Source organism: Streptomyces sp. NPDC002125 (assembly GCF_053593715.1).
This window is the reverse complement of the sequence record NZ_JBSFDD010000003.1, coordinates 71,237-89,071: the sequence shown is the minus strand read 5'-3', so window position 1 is coordinate 89,071 and position 17,835 is coordinate 71,237. Positions and strand designations below refer to the sequence as shown.

The following is a 17,835-nucleotide window of genomic DNA, read 5'->3' as shown; positions in this document are numbered from 1 at the left end:
TTCGGGTCGCCCTGGTGTGCCCGGCTCCCGGTGCCTTTGCGGGTCAGCGCACCTCGCTGCGCCCCACGACCGTCCCCGCCCGGTCGATGCAGATCACGTCCACCGCCACCGGTGCGCCCCGCAGCACCGACAGCGCCTGGTCCCGTGCCGCCACGGCCACCAGATCGCCCAGCGGCACACCGGCCGCCATGCACAACTGCAGTGCCGCCAGCCCGGTGTTGGCGGCCTCGATCTCCGCGGCCAGCGCCTCGCTCGCGCCACCCTGGAGCGCCAGTTTCGCCAGGAACGGCTTGTCGACCTGGGAGCGGCCCGAGTGCAGGTCCAGATGCCCGGCGGCGAGCTTGGACAGCTTGGCGAAACCGCCACAGACGGTCAGCCGCTCCACCGGATGCCGGCGTACGTACTTCAGCACCGCGCCCGCGAAGTCACCCATGTCCAGCAGGGCGATCTCCGGCAGGCCGTACTCGGCCACCACCGTCTTCTCCGAGGTCGATCCCGTGCACCCCGCGACATGCCGGTGACCGGCGGCCCGGGCCACATCCACGCCCCGGCGGATCGAGTCGATCCAGGCCGAGCAGGAGTAGGGCACCACGATGCCCGTCGTGCCCAGGATCGAGATCCCGCCGAGGATGCCCAGGCGAATGTTCCACGTGAAACGTGCGATCTCCTCGCCGTCGTCCACCGAGACCGTGATCTCGACGTCGCCCGTGCCGCCGTGCTTCTCCGCCACCCGGGCGACATGTTCACGCATCATCTGGCGGGGGACGGGGTTGATCGCGGGCTCCCCGACCTCCAGCGGCAGACCGGGCAGGGTCACCGTCCCCACTCCCGGACCGGCCCGGAACACCACTCCGGACCCGGCGGGCAGCAGCCGTACGGTGGACCGCACCAGTGCGCCGTGCGTGACATCGGGGTCGTCGCCCGCGTCCTTGACCACCCCCGCCGTGGCGTGTCCGTCGGCGAGCTCCTCCACCGCGAGGGCGAAGGCGGGGGTCTGGCCCCGGGGCAGGGTGATGGTCACCGGATCGGGAAACTCGCCGGTCAGCAGGGCCGTGTACGCGGCCGTGGTCGCCGCCGTCGCACAGGCACCGGTCGTCCATCCCGGACGCAGACCGGTGTGCTTGAGTTGGGCGGTGCGCCCGCCCTGCGCCTCACTGCTCATGGATGGACCGATCGATGCCCTTGCACATACTCGTCCTCGGCGGCACGACGGAGGCCCGCCGGCTCGCGGAGTCCCTGGTGGCCGCGGACGGGATCAAGGTCACCAGCTCACTCGCGGGCCGAGTCGCCCGGCCGAAGCTCCCGCCCGGCGAGGTGCGTGTCGGCGGCTTCGGCGGTGCCGAAGGCATGGCCGAGTGGCTCCGCGCACACCATGTGGATGCGGTCATCGACGCCACCCATCCCTTCGCCGGAACGATCAGTTTCAACGCGGCCTCGGCTGCCGCCGCTGTCCATGTTCCCCTGCTGGCTCTGCGGCGGCCCGGCTGGGTGCCCGTCGAGGGTGACCGGTGGCATGTCGCCGAGTCTCTCGCGGGGGCGGCGGAACTGCTGCCGGAGCTGGGCCGACGCGTCTTCCTCACCACCGGCCGGATGGGTCTGGCGGCGTTCGCCCCGCTGGACTCGCTCTGGTTCCTGATGCGCTCGGTGGACGCCCCCGAGGCCCCGTGTCCGGCCCGGATGGAGGTCCTGCTCGACCGGGGGCCGTTCTCGCTGGAGGGTGAGCGCGAGCTGATACGGCGGCATCGCGTCGACGTCCTCGTCACGAAGGACAGCGGTGGTGAGGCGACAGCTCCCAAGCTCACCGCGGCCCGCGAGGCGGGCATCCCGGTGGTCGTGGTCCGGCGCCCACCCGTCCCGCCGGGTGTTCCGGTGGCGAGGACGCCGGAGGAGGCGATCACCCTGCTGCGCGGCCTCCTCCCGTGACGTGGTGCCTCCTCCTGCGACGTGGTGCCCGGGCCTGCCGCGCACGGCCTGTCGCCGAGCGCGGGCTCATCCGGGGCCGTTCCTGACCGGTTGTCAGTGGTCGTGATTAACGTGGATCACCTACCCACTCACCGGCGTCGCGCATGGGGCGTGACACCAGGTCAGGAGCCGTTCATGCTTGCCACTTTCGCGGATTTCTCCGCCGTACCGGCCCGTGTGTCCAACTGTGTGACGAGGTACGAGCAGTGCCGTGCCGCCTCCTCGCATCTGGTGATGGGCGCGGGCGCGAGTGCGGCCCTGGACTTCGAGGTGGACGGCGCGGAGACGATCGTCGAGGCCACGCTCCATGTGACCGCGCTGGTGTCCAAGCTGGGCCGCTCCCCCGGCTACGCGCCGGTCGATCTGGCGGTCAACGGCAAGGTGCTGGTGAGCGGCCTCACCGTGCCGGGCGGTGGAGATCTGCCCCAGGACAACGTGTTCGCCGTACCGGGCGGGCTCCTGCTGCCGGGCACCAACACCCTGGAGATACGGACGGCGGCCGATGCGCGCAGCGATCTCTGGCTCTACCGCGTCATGCTCGACTCCGTCTACGAGCGGGGCCGTTCGGAGCGGGCGCTGGCAGCCCGTGCGGCCCATGACACGGTCTTCACCTATACGACCGAGCGCCGCGCGCCCTTCACGTCGTCGTGGGAGCCGGGCCCCCGGCTGCTGTTCCACGTCGACCGGGGCGAGGAGTCGCTGCCGGCGCAACTGGGGTGGCGTGGTGCGGACGGCGCGGAGTCGGCGATCAGCTTCCAGTCGAACATGTCCGACTTCCATGGGCACCACCGTGCCGCCGACGGCGCACTCGCCGAGTTCCGCGGCAGGATCACCGGCCGCTGGGCCTTCCCGGAGGGGACCGAGGAGGCGCAGGTGTACAGGTTCCGCACGGAGGAGGGCTGGGGCGGCAGCTGGCACGGCTCCGGCGAGCTGCGGCTCCTGGTGGACGACGGCTCGGGCCCCGTGGAGCGGGTGACCTGGCGTGACCAGCGGGGCAATTCCGGTGTGGCCGGGCTGCGTATCGCCCCTGGTGACGCCCAGGCCGCGCCGGACGTCACCGGGGCCGCGAGCGTGCTCGATGCGAGCGGTGAGTTCAAGGCCGCGGGGGAGATCGCGGACAACCTGCTCTATGCGTCGGGGTCGAAGTGGCTGGCGGGCGCCCGGCAGGCCTGGGTGGAGTTCGGCTTCGACACTCCCGTCGTCCTCACCTCGTACACCCTGGCCTCGGCCAACGACTTCCCGGACCGCGACCCCAGGGACTGGTTCCTCTACGGCTCCTCGGACGGCGACAGCTGGACCCAGCTCGACGCCCGGGCGGGGGAGGAATTCGCGCGGCGCTTCCAGGCCAGGACGTTCCGGGTCACCGGCGACGCTGCTCCCTTCACCCGCTACCGCCTGGACATCACGGGCAACAGGGGCGCGGACGAGATACAGCTCTCCGGAGTGCGGTTCGCCGGCATCGCGCCCGCCGACTTCAGCGGCTACTACCAGCGGTACAACGAGGGCCCCATCGGCTACCGGGGAACGGCGCTCAACGCGCCGCGCATACCGGCCCCGGCCGCCGGGGCCGTCGACGAGGCCGATCATGGGGCGGGGACCGACGCCGTGCTCGCGACCGAGGCCGGACAGGCGGCGCGGCTCGCGGCCGAGCTCGACCAGGCGGCCCGCAGTCTGGCCGAGGCCGCGCGGTCGATGGACAAGATGGCCGCCTGGGTCCGGGACCGCTGACCGGCCGTCACCATGCCGAAAGACCAGGGCGCCGGTCGGTTACCGTCCGGGTCGGTCACCGCCCGGCCGGTCAGGCCTCCGACCGGTCGGACCTCCGACCGGTACGCCTCCGACTGGTCACGAACCGGATCGGTCACGCCTCCGTCACGACCCCGAGCGGTCAGGCTCCCGATCCATCACACCTTCGACCGGTCGCTATCCCGACCGGTCAGGCCTCGGACCGGTCACGCCCCGACCCGTCACCCCCCGACCCGTCACGCCCCGACCCGTCACGTCTCCGACGGTCACAGCCCGCTCGCCGCGACCGCCCCGTCCGGCGTCATGCCTCCGGGTAGCGGCGTGGTGTCCAGACGATCTGCCGGCCGTCACCCCTGTCCACCCACCGGGTCTGCGAGGAGCCCACGATGAGGATCGTCCGCATGTCCACCTCCATCGGGTCCAGATCGGCGAGCCGCACCGTTCGCACGCTCTCCGACGGCCCTCCGACGTCGCTGCCGAGCACCACGGGCGTGTCCGGCGAGCGGTGCTCCAGCAGCAGGTCGCGGGCCTTGCCCACCTGCCAGGTCCGGCTGCGGGAGCCGGGGTTGTACAGCGCCATCACCAGGTCGGCCGTGGCCGCCGCGCGCAGCCGCTCGGCGATGACCTCCCACGGCTTGAGCCGGTCCGACAGCGAGATGGTGGCGTAGTCATGACCCAGCGGCGCACCCGCCCGGGCCGCTGCGGCGTTGGCCGCGGTCACCCCGGGCAGCACCCGGACCGCAATGTCGGTGTACGGCTCCTGCGAGGCCACTTCGAGTACGGCCGTGGCCATCGCGAAGACCCCGGGGTCGCCACCGGACACCACGGCCACGCGGTGACCGCGGCGTGCCAGGTCCAGCGCGAATTCGGCGCGCTCCGACTCGACCTTGTTGTCGGAGCCGTGACGCTGCTGGCCCGGCCGGACCGGCACCCGGTCCAGATACGTCGTGTAGCCGACCACGTCGTCGGCGGCGGCCAGCGCGCCGCGTGTCTCGGGCGTCAGCCAGAGCGGTCCGGCCGGCCCGGTGCCGACCACGACGACCTCACCGGTCTCCCGGCCGGGCGCGGGGCGGGGCGCGTCGATCCTGCTGGGCAGGACGGCCACCGCGAAGTACGGCACGGAGTCCGCGTCGGTGTCCGCGAGGTCCCCGGTCCGCTCCCCGGCCATCGTCGCGCGCTCGACGTACCGCGCCTCGGACAGCCGCCCGGACGCCTCGAACGCGCGGCGCACGGCGGGGAAGGTGCGGCCCAGCTTCATCACCACAGCGGAGTCCGTGGCGGCGAGACGTGCCGTCAGCTCCTCCTCCGGCAGGGTGCCGGGAAGGATCGTCAGCACCTCCTCGGCCTCGACGAGCGGGGTGCCGAGCCGGGCGGCGGCGGCGCTGACGGAGGTGACACCGGGGATGACCTCGGTGTCGTAACGGTCCGCGAGGCGCTTGTGCATGTGCTGGTACGAGCCGTAGAAGAGCGGGTCGCCCTCGGCGAGCACGGCAACGGTGCGCCCGGCGTCGAGGTGGGCCGCGAGACGGGCGGCGGCCTCGGTGTAGAAGTCGTCCAACGCGCCCCGGTAGCCGCCGGGGTGGTCCGTGGTCTCCGTGGTGACCGGGTAGACCAGCGCCTCCTCGATGTGGTCGGGGCGGAGGTACTGCGCGGCGATCGAGCGGGCGATGGAGCGGCCGTGCCGGGCGGAGTGGTAGGCGACGACATCGGCTTCGCCGATGATCTGCACCGCGCGCACGGTCATCAGGGCCGGGTCGCCCGGGCCGAGCCCGACCCCGTACAGCCGCCCCGCGCCCGCGTCCGGCCCGGGGTTCCCGGTGTGCTGCTGCTCCGGCACGCTCACTCCTCCTCGCTGGCGATCGCGTTGAGGGCCGCGGCCGCGATGGCGCTGCCACCGCGCCTGCCCCGCACGACGAGGTGCTCCAGCCCGGACGGATGCGCGGCCAGCGCCTCCTTGGACTCGGCGGCACCGATGAATCCGACGGGCACACCGATGACGGCGGCGGGGCGCGGGGCACCCTCCTCGATCATCTCCAGCAGCCGGAAGAGCGCGGTGGGCGCGTTGCCGACGGCGACGACCGCACCCTCCATCCGGTCCCGCCACAGTTCCAGGGCGGCGGCGCTGCGGGTGGTGCCGAGCTTCGCGGCCAGTTCGGGGACGGCGGGGTCGGACAGGGTGCAGACCACGTCGTTGTCCGCGGGCAGACGCTTGCGGGTGACACCGCTGGCGACCATCGCCACGTCGCAGAGGATGGGCGCCCCGGCCCGCAGGGCCGCGCGGGCGTCGGCCACGGCGTTCGGCGAGAAGGCGAGATCGCGTACGAGGTCGACCATGCCGCAGGCGTGGATCATGCGGACCGCGACCTGGCTCACGTCGGCGGGCAGCCCTGCCAGATCCGCCTCCGCGCGGATGGTGGCGAAGGACTGGCGGTAGATCGCCGGTCCGTCCTTCTCGTACTGATGCACAGTGCTGTCGCCTTCTTCGTCGAATGTCGGACATGGAACAGATCGAATACCGAACAGGGGGTTGCTGCCGGTGGTCAGGTGCGCGTGCCCCGGGCCGAGGCGACCGTCGCGGCGAGCGCGGCCGGGTCGTCCAGGACCGTTGCCGCCCCGGTGCTCCGCTCTCCCCGTACATGGGAGATCCGGTGCCCCCGGGGGGTGGCGACCACGTCGATCCACTCCCCGTGCGGATGGCCGCACCGGCGTTCGCACCCGGACCAGTACACAGGGAGCAGTCCGACGGGGCCGACGGCGGCCCCCGCGTCGGCCCGCACGTCGGACAGCGACTTCGCGCAGCCGGGCTGTCCGATGCAGGCCCCGACACCGGACCACGGGGAGCCGGGGCCGGTGATCAGGCCGGCTTCGGAGAGTTCCCGCAGCAGTCCGTCCGCGCGGTGGGGCGCGATGCCGGTGACGACCGCTCCGCGCCAGGGGGTGAGCCGGAGTTCCCCGGCGCCGGACAGGAGCCGCCACTGCCCCGGGTCCAGCCGCCCGAGCGGTACACCGACCGACAGCGCGGCCTCGCCGCCGCCGTCCGGGATACGGCAGTGAGCCGGGGGCAGGGCTTCGAGGGGGCGCGGAAGGACCTCCGGTACGCAGGTGATCCCGGCCTGCGCGAGCCGTCGCCCGACCTCGCCGGGCAGCGCCGTCGCGGCGTCGTCCGGCAGGTCCTTCACCCGCCAGGCGCCGCTCTCGCGCGCCGTGTCCAGGAAGGCTTCGGCGGCGAGGAGCGCCGCGCGGGGACCGTCGGCGGCCGGGACGCGCAGCACGGCATCACCGTGCCCGACGCGCAGCATGGCACCACCGGGCCCGACAGGCAGCACGGCATCACCGTGCCCGACAGGCCGCATGGCGTCACCGTGCCCGACGCGCAGCAGGCCGCCGCCGTCGGCGAGGCCCAGAAGTGTGAGGTCGGCCCCGAGGGCGTCCACGTCGCCGCGGCCGTCGTCGAGGGCGAACAGAAAGCGTCCGGAGAGCGCCGTCGCGCTCTCGCTCGCGCACAGCAGGCGGTCGAGTCCGGTCAGCCAGGGCCTGACATCGGTGGCCCCGAGGCCGTCGAGCCCGGAGAGCGGGGACGCGACCACGTTGCGCACCCGTTCATGGCGTGCGGAGGGCAGCAGTCCGGCCTCTTCCAGGGCCCCGGCCAGCTCCGCGCCGCAGTCCGGGGCGAGCCCCCGCAGCTGGACGTTCCCACGGGAGGTGAGGTGCAACTCACCGTCACCGAAACGCTCGGCGGTCTGCCCCAGCACCGCTGCCTGACGGGGCGTCAGCACCCCGCCCGGTATGCGTATCCGCGCCAGCGCACCGTCGTCCGCCCGGTGCAGCCGCAGTGCGCCGGGGCAGGCGTCACCGCTGCTCCGGGCGCATGCGTCGCCCGGAGACCGGGACGGAAGGGGGGAGGCGGACATGGCGGCGAGCATACCCACCGTGACCGGGGCAGGCCCCTACGGTCACTGTGACCTACGGGACACCCGGCCCGCCCCCGGCCGGGGTCGGGGGCCGTCTGGTCAGGACCCCCCACCCCCGGCCTAGGATGCCTAGCGGCGGTCCGTTCGGTCCGCCATCGCCAGACGGCGACACGGAGGAAGCCCGGTGAGATTCCGGCGCGGTCCCGCCACTGTGAGCCCGGCCCCCGGCCGTGCGAGTCAGGAACTCCAGCCGTCCGACACACCGCCCGGGGCGTGGACACCCCGAGGAAGGGCTGACGCCGCATGATCCTGCTCCTGTCGACGTCCGACACCGACCTGCTGAGCGCGCGCGCCTCGCAGGGTCCGGTCAGCTACCGCTACGCCAACCCTTCCCGGCTTCCGCTCGACGACCTCCCCCAGCTGCTGGACGGCACGGACCTCGTCGTCGTACGCCTCCTCGGTGGTGTCCGCGCCTGGCAGGACGGGCTCGACCAGGTGCTGGCCACCGGCCGCCCCGTTGTCGTGCTCACCGGTGAACAGGCCCCCGACGCGCAGCTGATGGCCGCCTCCACTGTGCCCATCGGCATCGCCGCCGAGGCGCACGCCTACCTCGCGCACGGCGGTCCGGCCAACCTGGAGCAGCTCGCCCGCTTCCTCTCCGACACCGTGCTCCTCACCGGCCACGGCTTCGAGCCGCCCGCCCCGGCCCCCGCCTGGGGCCCGCTGGAGCGGAACGCCCGGGACGTCACGGGCCCGACCGTGGCGGTGCTCTACTACCGCGCCCACCACATGAGCGGGAACACCGCGTTCGTCGAGGCGCTCTGCACCGCCGTGGAGGACGCGGGCGCCCGCCCCCTGCCGCTGTACGTCGCCTCGCTCCGCACGCCCGAACCCGAGCTCATCGACGAACTCCGCGCCGCAGACGCCATCGTGACCACCGTGCTCGCGGCGGGCGGCACCAAGCCCGCCACCGCCTCGGCCGGCGGCGACGACGAGTCCTGGGACGCGGGCGCGCTCACCGGCCTCGACGTCCCGGTCCTCCAGGCGCTCTGCCTCACCAGCCCGCGCGCCGCGTGGGAGGAGAACGACGAGGGCGTCTCCCCGCTGGACGCCGCCACGCAGATCGCCGTGCCGGAGTTCGACGGCCGCCTGATCACCGTGCCGTTCTCCTTCAAGGAGATCGACGAGGACGGCCTGCCCGCCTACGTCGCCGACCCCGAGCGTGCCGCCCGGGTCGCCGGTATCGCCGTACGGCACGCCAGGCTCCGCCACATCCCTGCCGCCGAGAAGCGGATCGCGCTCGTCCTGTCGGCGTACCCGACCAAGCACTCCCGCATCGGCAACGCGGTCGGCCTCGACACCCCCGCGAGCGCCGTCGCCCTGCTGCGCAGGCTGCGCGAGGAGGGCTACGACTTCGGCCCGGAGGAGGAGATCCCGGGCCTGGTCTCCGGCGACGGCGACGAGCTGATCTACGCGCTGATCGAGGCCGGCGGCCACGACCAGGAGTGGCTGACCGAGGAGCAGCTGGCCCAGAACCCGGTCCGCATCCCCGCCGCCGACTACCGCCGCTGGTTCGCCACGCTGCCCGCCGAGCTGCGTGAGGCCGTGGAGGAGCACTGGGGCCCGGCGCCCGGCGAGATGTTCGTCGACCGGTCCCGCAATCCGGAGGGCGACATCGTGCTCGCCGCCCTGCGGCGCGGCAATCTGCTGATCCTCATCCAGCCGCCGCGCGGCTTCGGCGAGAACCCGATCGCGATCTACCACGATCCCGATCTGCCGCCCTCGCACCACTACTTGGCCGCCTACCGCTGGATCGCCGCCTCCGCCGACGACAACGGCTTCGGCGCGGACGCGATGATCCACCTCGGCAAGCACGGCAACCTGGAGTGGCTGCCCGGCAAGAACGCCGGCCTCTCCGCCGCCTGCGGCCCCGACGCCGCGCTGGGCGATCTGCCGCTGGTCTATCCGTTCCTGGTCAACGACCCGGGCGAGGGCACCCAGGCCAAGCGCCGGGTGCACGCCACGCTCGTCGACCACCTCGTGCCGCCGATGGCGCGGGCCGACAGCTACGGCGACATCGCCCGCCTCGAACAGCTCCTGGACGAGCACGCCCAGATCGCCGCGATGGACCCGGCCAAGCTGCCCGCCGTCCGCGCCCAGATCTGGACCCTGATCCAGGCCGCGAAGCTCGACCACGACCTGGGCCTGGAGGACAGGCCGGAGGACGAGGGCTTCGACGAGTTCATCATGCATCTCGACGGCTGGCTCTGTGAGATCAAGGACGTCCAGATCCGCGACGGCCTGCACGTCCTGGGCGGCGCCCCGGCCGGGAAGGACCGCGTCAACCTGGTCCTCGCCGTCCTGCGCGCCCGCCAGATCTGGGGCGGCACCTCCTCGCTGCCGGGCCTGCGCGAGGCGCTCGGCCTGGACGAGTCGGCGGCCACCCGCACCGCGGCCGACGAGACCGAGGAGAAGGCCCGGGCCCTGGTCCAGGCGATGGAGGACGCGGACTGGGATCCGGCGGCCGTCGCCGGTGTCGCCGAGGGACACCCGCGGGCCGTCGCCGACATCCTCGCCTTCGCCGCCACCGAGGTCGTGCCCCGCCTCGCCGCGACGACCGACGAGCTCGCCCACACCGTCCACGCGCTGGACGGCGGCTTCGTCCCGGCGGGCCCCTCCGGTTCCCCGCTGCGCGGCCTGGTCAACGTCCTGCCGACCGGCCGCAACTTCTACTCCGTCGACCCGAAGGCCGTACCGTCCCGCCTGGCCTGGGAGACCGGCCAGGCCCTCGCCGACTCGCTCCTGGAGCGCTACCGCGCGGACAACGGCGAGTGGCCCACCTCGGTCGGCCTCTCCCTGTGGGGCACCAGCGCCATGCGCACCGCGGGCGACGACATCGCCGAGGCGTTCGCCCTGCTCGGTGTGCGCCCCGTCTGGGACGACGCCTCGCGCCGGGTCACAGGCCTGGAGGCGATCGGGTACGAGGAGCTGGGCCGCCCCCGTATCGACGTCACGCTGCGCATCTCCGGCTTCTTCCGCGACGCGTTCCCGCACACCATCGGCCTGCTCGACGACGCCGTACGCCTCGCCGCCTCCCTCGACGAGCCCGCCGAGCGGAACTTCGTCCGCGCCCACACCCAGGCCGACCTGGCCGAACACGGCGACGAGCGGCGCGCCACGACCCGTATCTTCGGCTCCAGGCCCGGCACGTACGGCGCCGGGCTGCTCCAGCTCATCGACTCCCGCGACTGGCGTACGGACGCCGACCTCGCCGAGGTGTACACCGTGTGGGGCGGTTACGCCTACGGCCGCGAGCTGGACGGGCGCCCGGCCAGGGACGAGATGGAGACCGCGTACAAGCGGATCGCGGTGGCGGCGAAGAACACCGACACCCGCGAGCACGACATCGCGGACTCGGACGACTACTTCCAGTACCACGGGGGCATGGTCGCGACCGTACGCGCGCTGAAGGGCACCGCCCCCGAGGCGTACATCGGCGACTCGACCCGCCCGGAGACGGTCCGCACCCGCACGCTGGTCGAGGAGACCTCGCGGGTCTTCCGTGCCCGGGTGGTCAACCCGAAGTGGATCGAGGCGATGCGCCGCCACGGTTACAAGGGCGCCTTCGAGCTCGCCGCGACGGTCGATTACCTGTTCGGTTACGACGCGACGACGGGTGTGGTCGCGGACTGGATGTACGACAAGCTGACCGAGACGTACGTCCTGGACCCGACGAACCGGGAATTCCTCCAGCAGGCCAATCCCTGGGCTCTTCACGGCATCGCGGAACGCCTTCTGGAAGCCGAGTCGAGGGGCATGTGGGCCGAGCCCGACCCGGCGGTGCTCGACGCGCTGCGCAAGGTCTTCCTGGAGACCGAGGGCGACCTGGAGGGCGAGGACTGAGAGGCTCTGCGTTGCTGCCTTCCCGCCCCAGGTCCAGTCTGGGGGAATGGGTCATCAGCCGAGCCCCGAGCTCCTCACGTCCGTGCAGCGGGCGTTCCGCCTGATGGAGGCCGCCGGGGCTCACACGAACGGAGCCCCGGAGGGCCGGCTGGCGCGCGAGGCGGGCCTCGAACCGGACACCGCGCACCACATTCTGCGCACGCTCGCCCGGGACGGATACCTCAGGAAGCTGGACGACGGCGGGTATGTCGTCGGTGACCTGCTCGACCAGCTGCGGAAAGAGGGCCCCGGGGAGGGGCGGCTCGCCGGGGTCCGGCCCGCCCTGGCCCAGCTGCGGGACGACGTGTCGGCCGCCGCGTACCTCACCTTCTACGAGGACGGTGAGATCCGTGTCGCCGAGATCGTCGACGGGCCCCAGACGCCCCGGGTCGACCTCTGGGTGGGTTTCGAGGACGCCGGCCACGCCACCGCCCTCGGGAAGTGCGTGCTGCGCGAGCTGGACGAGGAGGCGCGCGGCGAATACCTCTCCCGGCACTTCCTCGTCGACCTCACTCCCCGCACGATCACCCACCGCGAGGAACTGGTCCGGCAGCTGGACACCCTGCCGACGCCGTCCGTGATGGACCGCGAGGAGTACGCCCTCGGCACGGTCTGCATCGCGGTGCCCGTCTACAGCGGGGACACGCTCGGCTCGCTCGGCATCTCCTTCCGTGCCGACAGGATGTACCGGACCTCCCAGGTCCTGGACATGCTGCTCTCCTCGGCGGGCCGGGTTTCCAGGGCCCTGTCGTTCACGCGCTGACGACTTCGGGCCCTGTCGTACACGCTCTGACGGGCCGCAGGCTCCGTTCGCTCACGCGCTCATCGCCGGGGGCCCCGTTCGGTCAGGCTCTGACGGCTGCGGACCCTGAGCCTCCGTATTTCACCTCTGTGGCATTCGTCACAGCAAAGCCGCAGGTGCAGAAAGCAACTGCACCCTTTCGTCATTTCTGTCTGTACGGGTGGACCGGCACCGGCCGGCCCCGGTGAAGAATTCGTGTCCGCAGATAGGTGCCCCAGCCATACGATCACCTGGAGTCGCATCTGCGTGTCCCATTCCGCTGCGACCCCTTCTTCTCTTTTTCGGACCCCGAAGGGCTCTTGTGAAGATTCGCCGGATTCTCGCCACCGCTGTCGCCGCCGCGGTGACCACGCCCGTCCTCCTGCTCTCGGTCACCCCCGCCTTCGCCGAGACCAAGCCGGCGGCACAGTCGCAGGACAAGCCGTCCATCGCGGAGCTGGAGCTGGCCGCAGCCGCGGCCCAGGCGGCGTACGACGACGCCGTGGCCGCCCAGAGCGCCGCCTACGCGGCCCTGGAGACGGCCATGTCCGACACCACCCCGCTGGCCCTGGCCGCCGCTGCGGCCCATGCCGTCGCGGTGGACGCCGCCACCGCCAAGACCGCCGCCGACCAGGCGGTCGTCGACGCCCAGGCGGCGCTCGACGCCCTCACCGACACGGCGACCGACGAGGAGAGGACCGCCGCGGAGACGGCCCTCACCGACGCGCAGGCCGCGGCCACCACCGCGGCCGAGGCCAAGACCGACGCCGACGCCAAGAACGCCGAGGCCCAGGACGCGCGCGACGACGAGCGGGTCGAGGCGGCCCGGACGTACGACCAGGCGAAGAAGGCCACCGCGGCCGCCCTCGCCGACAAGAAGGCCGCCGACGAGGCGCTGGCCCAGGCCAAGGAGGAGGAGGCCGAGGAGGGCGGCGAGGAGGGCGAGGACTGCGTTCCCGAGAGCAAGCTCACCACCGTCGTGACGGGGCTGCCGGCCACCGTCGTCGCCGGCACGAAGGTCAAGTTCAACCTCCGGGTGACCAACGGCACCGACAAGACGATGGACGAGGTCTTCCCGTTCGCCTACGTCCACGCGACCGACACGAGCGGTCTCAAGGACATCGACGACCTGGTGCACCTCCAGTGGTCCTCCGCCTCCAACTCGAAGTGGCAGACCGTCGACAACGAGCACTACATGGACGCCATCAGCCCGCTGAAGGCCGGTGCCCACGCCGACATCAAGATGCGCCTCACCATCGACGCGTCGGCCCCCGCGGGCAACGGCGTCACCTTCGTCGCCGGTGACTACTTCAACGACAACGGCAGCTGCGGCGGGACCCCCGACCTCGAAGGCTACGAGTTCATGATCGCCGCCGCGGGCACCGACCCGGGCGATGTCGACGACGCGAAGCCCAGCACGACGAAGCCGAACACCTCGGACCTCCAGCCGCAGACCGGTACGTCGGCCTCCCCGGTGAACGGCACCCTCGCCTCGACGGGCTCGTCCCCCGCCACGTCGCAGCTCGCCCTCGCGAGCGGCGCGGCCCTGGCGATCGGCGCGGGCGCGGTCTTCGTCGTACGCCGCCGCAAGGCCGGTACCCACGCCTGAGGCACGCGTGACGCGTGAGGCCCGCCTCACGCCGTAGGGCCCGACACCGCACACCGGTGCCGGGCCCTTCGCGTGGGCCGGGCCCGCCGGGCATCCGTGCTGAACAGGGTGCGGGGAGGCCGGGCCCGGACCGGTCAGGAATCGAGAAGCGCGTCCGGGCGGCCGCGCATAGCTTCGTCGTATGGCTTCCATCGCATCCGTCACCCTCGAGGTGGCCGACCCCACCGCCGCCGAGCACTTCTACACCGCCGCCTTCGGACTGGGCCCCGAGCTGCGCGTCCGCGCCTCGGAGGCGCCGACGGCCGGCTTCCGCGGCTTCACCCTGTCTCTCACGGTGTCCGGCCCCGCCACCGTCGACGGCTTCATCGCCTCCGCCCTCGACGCCGGTGCCACACCGGTGAAGCCCGCCACGAAGTCGTTCTGGGGCTACGGCGGCGTCGTACGGGACCCGGACGGCGCCCTCTGGAAGATCGCGACCTCGGCCAAGCGGGACAAGAGCCCGGCCACCCGCGAGATCGACCAGTTCGTGCTGCTGCTGGGCGTCGACGACGTACTCGCGAGCAAGAAGTTCTACGTCGAGCACGGCCTCACCGTGGGCAAGAGCTTCGGCCGCAAGTACGTCGACTTCGACACGGAGTCGAGCCCCGTCAAGCTGGGCCTCTACGGCCGTGCCGCCCTCGCCAAGGACGCCGGCGTCGACCCCGAGGGCACCGGATCGCACCGGCTCGTGATCACGGGCGACAACGGGCCCTTCACCGACCCGGACGGTTTCGCCTGGGAGGCGGACGCGCGGTGAATCCGGCTGCGCGGGCGCGGCGCGGCATGGCACGATCGCGCGGGTGACGAGCAGACCCGCCGAGACCCAGCACCTGCGCGACCTGGCCCGGCTGCGCCGTGTGCGCGACAGGATCGACCGCGAGTACGCCCAGCCGCTGGACGTCGAGGCGCTCGCCCGCGGCGTGAACATGTCGGCGGGCCACCTCAGCCGTCAGTTCCGGCTCGCGTACGGCGAATCGCCGTACAGCTATCTGATGACGCGGCGGATCGAACGGGCGATGGCGCTGCTGCGCCGCGGGGACCTCAGCGTCACCGACGCCTGCTTCGAGGTGGGCTGCTCCTCGCTCGGCACCTTCAGCACGCGCTTCACGGAACTGGTCGGAATGCCGCCCAGCGCCTACCGCCGACAGGTGGAGAGCGGGGCGGCGGGAGTGCCCGCATGCGTGGCGAAACAGGTCACCAGACCGGTCAGGAATCGAGAAGCACGCACCCCCGAGCCGCCGCTAGCGTGACCGCCATGGACATCACCATTCACACCAGCGTCCTCCCGCACGACGACCCGGACGCCGCCCTGGCCTTCTACCGCGACACTCTCGGCTTCGAGGTCCGCAAGGACGTCGGGAACGGCGCGATGCGGTGGATCACGGTCGGCCCGGCAGGCCAGCCCGACACATCCATCCTGCTGGCTCCGCCGGCCGTCGACCCCGGCGTCACCGAGGCGGAGCGCCGTACGGTCGCCGAGATGATGGCCAAGGGCACGTACGGCTGGATCCTCCTGGCCACCAAGGACCTGGACGCCACCTTCGAAAGGGTGCAGGCGGGCGACGCCGAGGTCGTCCAGGAGCCCACCGAACAGCCCTACGGCATCCGCGACTGCGCGTTCCGCGACCCCGCGGGCAACCTGGTCCGCATCCAGGAAGTGAGCTGAGCCGCCCGCGCCCGCCCGCCGTGTCGCGGCGGGCGGGCGGGGTGGGCGAGGCTGCCCTCAGCCGGCGTCGGCCGTGGTTCCGGTCCGGGTTCCGGCCCCGGTCCCGGTTCCGGTCCCGGGGCCGGGGGGCCAGACTTGCCGTCCGTACCGATGCCTGTGACAGGCATGGCGCAGCAGGCATGTGAGGCTGCGTCAACGCTCGTCACCACGGAGTGGCGTCGGACGTCGCCACCGGACAGGAGGTATGCCGAGGGCTCGGTGGCGTCCGGGCACTGATGCCGCCGATCGCTTTGAGGAAGCGAGGGACATTTTGATCACAAAAAGATGACGGTATACCTTGTAAGGCTCAACTAAGCACACAGAACCTTCACTTGATGTCATGCTGCTCCGGCTGAAACCAGAACCAGCAGATGGAGCACGTCACATGGCCGAAACTCAGCCCAACACCGCTTCCGGCGAAGCGACTTCCGCCTCAGCCGGAGGTGTCGTCGCGACCGGCGACGCCGGTGCCGTCCAGTTGTCAGGGGCGGCCATGAAGCGCCGCGGCCCCGTCGCCGTGTGGCTCGGCCTGACGATCATCACGCTCGGGATCTACCAGCTGGTCTGGTACTTCAAGATCCACAATGAGCTCCAGGAGTTCGACCGCCGCCGGCCCCTCAGCCCCGGCGGCAGCCTGCTGGTCCTGCTCTTCCTGGGCTGGACCGTGATCGCCCCGCTGATCTCCTTCAAGAACACCGGCAAGGCCATAGCGAACGCCCAGCGCGCGGCCGGCCTGCCGGTGACGTGCAGCCCCGCCGCGAGCATGTGGCTGATGTTCGTCTTCGGCCTGAACGTCTGGTACATGCAGCGCCAGCTCAACCTGGTCGTCGACGCCTACCCGGGCGCCGAGCCGGGCACGCAGGTCACCCTCGCCGCCTGAGGACTGCCGTCCGGCCGTCGCCGAGCGGCTGTGTGACCGACGCCGAAGGGCCCCGCTGCGGGGCCCTTCGGGCTCTCCTGATGTACGTAGGACACGTCCTCGACTGCCGGCGTCGCTGTCTCCGTTGCCGAGTGGCTCGACATCCTGCGTCCCACTCTCCTCTTCTCCGACGCCGACAAGCAGGCTTCGGCCAGGGCAGCTGTCCTGAGCGAGTGATCTTGAGGACCGAGCTGTGGATCCGGCACGTGAGCGTGGCCGCGGCGCGTCAGTCCCCGGCCAGCATGGCCTGGCGCCCGAGCAACCCGCGGACGCTGTGTCGGGAAGCAACGCGGCGCGGGGCGGCCTGTTCAGCCGTGGATGAGGTCGAAGGACGTGCAGGGTTGCCCCCAACACGCTTTCCAAATGTTCGTCCGGGGGTTCAGAGTGGGGCGGGGCTGTTCTGACCTGGGACGGAGCCGGGCATCGGACGGATGGTGAACGGCACTGGGCAGGCGTGAATGAGACCAGAACTGAGACCGGAGTGCCGGGTCATACCTTCTTGACGACGATCGACTCCGGGACCAGCCTCTCCAGGTCGTCCACGTCCGAGGTGAAGACGGTGACCTGCCCCTTCTGCCGGCGCGCGACGACGGCGAGTATCGCGTCGATCGCGTACTTGTGGCCGTGCAGCTTGGCGTCCGCCAGCAGGCGGCGGGCCTGCCGGGCCTCGTCCTTCCCGATGTCGGCGACTTCGAGCCGGGAAAGCAGCCAGTCCCAGCGCTGCTCGGTGGTTCTGCCGTCGTACGCCTCGACCAACGTCATCGGAGACGTGACCACCTCGGCTTCGCCCCGGGCTGCGAGGTCGAGCCACGCGATCATCTTCCGGTCGCCGCGCACGGCGAGGGACAGGGCTTCGCAGTCGAGCACGAAGACGCGCAGCGGTCGCTGCCCGGGCTCACCGGACCGGTTCTTCACGGGGCCTCTCCGGCGCCGCGCGCTCCGGTGGCGCGTCGGCTCTCGTGCTCGGCATCGAGGTCCTCCAACTCCTCGAACGCAGTGCTGCGCTCTTCCTCGGTGAGAGGACCGTGCTCCTCCTGCAGCCAGTCCGACAGTTCCCGCAGCCGGTCCCGGTCGCGCTTGAAGCGCAGCGCCTCGGCGACGTACGCCGACAATCCCCGTTCTGCCGCCTCCGCGCGGATCTCGTCCAGGAGATCCTCCGGAATCGTCACAGTTACCTTCTTCGTGGCCATACAAGAGACCATACTCTTGGTGCCACACCCC

The 17,835-nt window shown here is 72.0% G+C and carries 15 protein-coding genes and 1 riboswitch; of the genes, 9 read left to right on the top strand and 6 right to left on the bottom strand.

Going from position 1 to position 17,835, the window contains the following annotated elements:
* Nucleotides 1–43 precede the first annotated feature (43 nt).
* Entirely contained in the window at nucleotides 44–1,162 is a 1,119-nt protein-coding gene (locus ACWCQM_RS06200) for a cobalt-precorrin-5B (C(1))-methyltransferase (RefSeq protein WP_450914147.1), read from the bottom strand.
* 14 nt (nucleotides 1,163–1,176) lie between these two features.
* On the opposite strand from ACWCQM_RS06200, the gene ACWCQM_RS06195 reads away from it, so the two are divergent.
* Together ACWCQM_RS06195 and ACWCQM_RS06190 are read left to right on the top strand one after the other, a co-directional pair.
* The gene (locus tag ACWCQM_RS06195) at nucleotides 1,177–1,923 is read left to right on the top strand and encodes a cobalt-precorrin-6A reductase (RefSeq protein WP_450914146.1); all 747 of its coding nucleotides are present in this window, start codon (nucleotides 1,177–1,179) and stop codon (nucleotides 1,921–1,923) included.
* Between the two features lie 174 nt (nucleotides 1,924–2,097).
* Nucleotides 2,098–3,690: an alpha-1,2-mannosidase gene (locus tag ACWCQM_RS06190; RefSeq protein WP_450914145.1), complete on the top strand. Its 1,593-nt coding sequence runs from the start codon at nucleotides 2,098–2,100 to the stop codon at nucleotides 3,688–3,690.
* A 319-nt stretch (nucleotides 3,691–4,009) separates the two neighbouring features.
* Here ACWCQM_RS06190 and ACWCQM_RS06185 read toward each other — a convergent pair whose 3' ends face one another.
* The 3 genes from ACWCQM_RS06185 to ACWCQM_RS06175 all read right to left on the bottom strand — a co-directional run bounded on the left by ACWCQM_RS06185 (nucleotide 4,010) and on the right by ACWCQM_RS06175 (nucleotide 7,631).
* Nucleotides 4,010–5,551 (bottom strand): precorrin-2 C(20)-methyltransferase, encoded by a 1,542-nt coding sequence (locus tag ACWCQM_RS06185; RefSeq protein WP_450914144.1) that lies wholly within the window; start codon nucleotides 5,549–5,551, stop codon nucleotides 4,010–4,012.
* Nucleotides 5,548–6,174 (bottom strand): precorrin-8X methylmutase, encoded by a 627-nt coding sequence (locus tag ACWCQM_RS06180; RefSeq protein ID WP_450914143.1) that lies wholly within the window; start codon nucleotides 6,172–6,174, stop codon nucleotides 5,548–5,550. The genes ACWCQM_RS06185 and ACWCQM_RS06180 overlap by 4 nt, the downstream gene beginning before the upstream one ends.
* Before the next feature lie 74 nt (nucleotides 6,175–6,248).
* Nucleotides 6,249–7,631: a cobalamin biosynthesis protein CobG gene (locus ACWCQM_RS06175; RefSeq protein ID WP_450914142.1), complete on the bottom strand. Its 1,383-nt coding sequence runs from the start codon at nucleotides 7,629–7,631 to the stop codon at nucleotides 6,249–6,251.
* 116 nt (nucleotides 7,632–7,747) lie between these two features.
* Nucleotides 7,748–7,888: riboswitch (cobalamin riboswitch) on the top strand.
* Between the two features lie 34 nt (nucleotides 7,889–7,922).
* Here ACWCQM_RS06175 and cobN point away from each other — a divergent pair.
* From cobN to ACWCQM_RS06140, 7 genes are all read left to right on the top strand, one after another.
* Entirely contained in the window at nucleotides 7,923–11,522 is a 3,600-nt protein-coding gene (gene cobN, locus ACWCQM_RS06170) for a cobaltochelatase subunit CobN (RefSeq protein ID WP_450914141.1), read from the top strand.
* 46 nt (nucleotides 11,523–11,568) lie between these two features.
* Nucleotides 11,569–12,324, top strand: coding sequence for an IclR family transcriptional regulator (locus tag ACWCQM_RS06165; protein ID WP_450914140.1), 756 nt, complete (start codon nucleotides 11,569–11,571; stop codon nucleotides 12,322–12,324).
* Between the two features lie 340 nt (nucleotides 12,325–12,664).
* Nucleotides 12,665–13,951 carry a peptidase gene (locus tag ACWCQM_RS06160; protein WP_450914139.1) on the top strand — a complete coding sequence of 429 codons (1,287 nt, stop codon included), beginning with the start codon at nucleotides 12,665–12,667 and terminating at the stop codon, nucleotides 13,949–13,951.
* A 181-nt stretch (nucleotides 13,952–14,132) separates the two neighbouring features.
* The gene (locus tag ACWCQM_RS06155) at nucleotides 14,133–14,747 is read left to right on the top strand and encodes a glyoxalase (RefSeq protein WP_450914138.1); all 615 of its coding nucleotides are present in this window, start codon (nucleotides 14,133–14,135) and stop codon (nucleotides 14,745–14,747) included.
* Between the two features lie 43 nt (nucleotides 14,748–14,790).
* Nucleotides 14,791–15,240 (top strand): helix-turn-helix transcriptional regulator, encoded by a 450-nt coding sequence (locus tag ACWCQM_RS06150; protein WP_450914137.1) that lies wholly within the window; start codon nucleotides 14,791–14,793, stop codon nucleotides 15,238–15,240.
* 5 nt (nucleotides 15,241–15,245) lie between these two features.
* Nucleotides 15,246–15,656, top strand: a complete 411-nt coding sequence (locus ACWCQM_RS06145) for a VOC family protein (protein WP_450914136.1) — start codon at nucleotides 15,246–15,248, stop codon at nucleotides 15,654–15,656.
* Between the two features lie 424 nt (nucleotides 15,657–16,080).
* Entirely contained in the window at nucleotides 16,081–16,575 is a 495-nt protein-coding gene (locus tag ACWCQM_RS06140; protein ID WP_450914135.1) for a DUF4234 domain-containing protein, read from the top strand.
* A 528-nt stretch (nucleotides 16,576–17,103) separates the two neighbouring features.
* Here ACWCQM_RS06140 and ACWCQM_RS06135 read toward each other — a convergent pair.
* Both ACWCQM_RS06135 and ACWCQM_RS06130 read right to left on the bottom strand, forming a co-directional pair.
* Nucleotides 17,104–17,529 (bottom strand): type II toxin-antitoxin system VapC family toxin, encoded by a 426-nt coding sequence (locus ACWCQM_RS06135; RefSeq protein WP_450914134.1) that lies wholly within the window; start codon nucleotides 17,527–17,529, stop codon nucleotides 17,104–17,106.
* Nucleotides 17,526–17,804, bottom strand: a complete 279-nt coding sequence (locus ACWCQM_RS06130) for a CopG family transcriptional regulator (protein WP_450914133.1) — start codon at nucleotides 17,802–17,804, stop codon at nucleotides 17,526–17,528. Before ACWCQM_RS06130 ends, ACWCQM_RS06135 begins: the two co-directional genes overlap by 4 nt.
* Nucleotides 17,805–17,835: the final 31 nt, after the last annotated feature.

Excerpts from the sequence above, each read along its gene's own strand:
- ACWCQM_RS06145 (WP_450914136.1), top strand. The coding sequence starts at position 15,246 with ATGGACATCACCATTCACACCAGCGTCCTCCCGCACGACGACCCGGAC.
- ACWCQM_RS06140 (WP_450914135.1), top strand. The coding sequence starts at position 16,081 with ATGGCCGAAACTCAGCCCAACACCGCTTCCGGCGAAGCGACTTCCGCC.
- ACWCQM_RS06155 (WP_450914138.1), top strand. The coding sequence starts at position 14,133 with ATGGCTTCCATCGCATCCGTCACCCTCGAGGTGGCCGACCCCACCGCC.
- cobN (WP_450914141.1), top strand. The coding sequence starts at position 7,923 with ATGATCCTGCTCCTGTCGACGTCCGACACCGACCTGCTGAGCGCGCGC.
- ACWCQM_RS06165 (WP_450914140.1), top strand. The coding sequence starts at position 11,569 with ATGGGTCATCAGCCGAGCCCCGAGCTCCTCACGTCCGTGCAGCGGGCG.
- ACWCQM_RS06195 (WP_450914146.1), top strand. The coding sequence starts at position 1,177 with ATGCCCTTGCACATACTCGTCCTCGGCGGCACGACGGAGGCCCGCCGG.
- ACWCQM_RS06175 (WP_450914142.1), bottom strand. The coding sequence starts at position 7,631 with ATGCTCGCCGCCATGTCCGCCTCCCCCCTTCCGTCCCGGTCTCCGGGC.
- ACWCQM_RS06190 (WP_450914145.1), top strand. The coding sequence starts at position 2,098 with ATGCTTGCCACTTTCGCGGATTTCTCCGCCGTACCGGCCCGTGTGTCC.
- ACWCQM_RS06200 (WP_450914147.1), bottom strand. The coding sequence starts at position 1,162 with ATGAGCAGTGAGGCGCAGGGCGGGCGCACCGCCCAACTCAAGCACACC.
- ACWCQM_RS06130 (WP_450914133.1), bottom strand. The coding sequence starts at position 17,804 with ATGGCCACGAAGAAGGTAACTGTGACGATTCCGGAGGATCTCCTGGAC.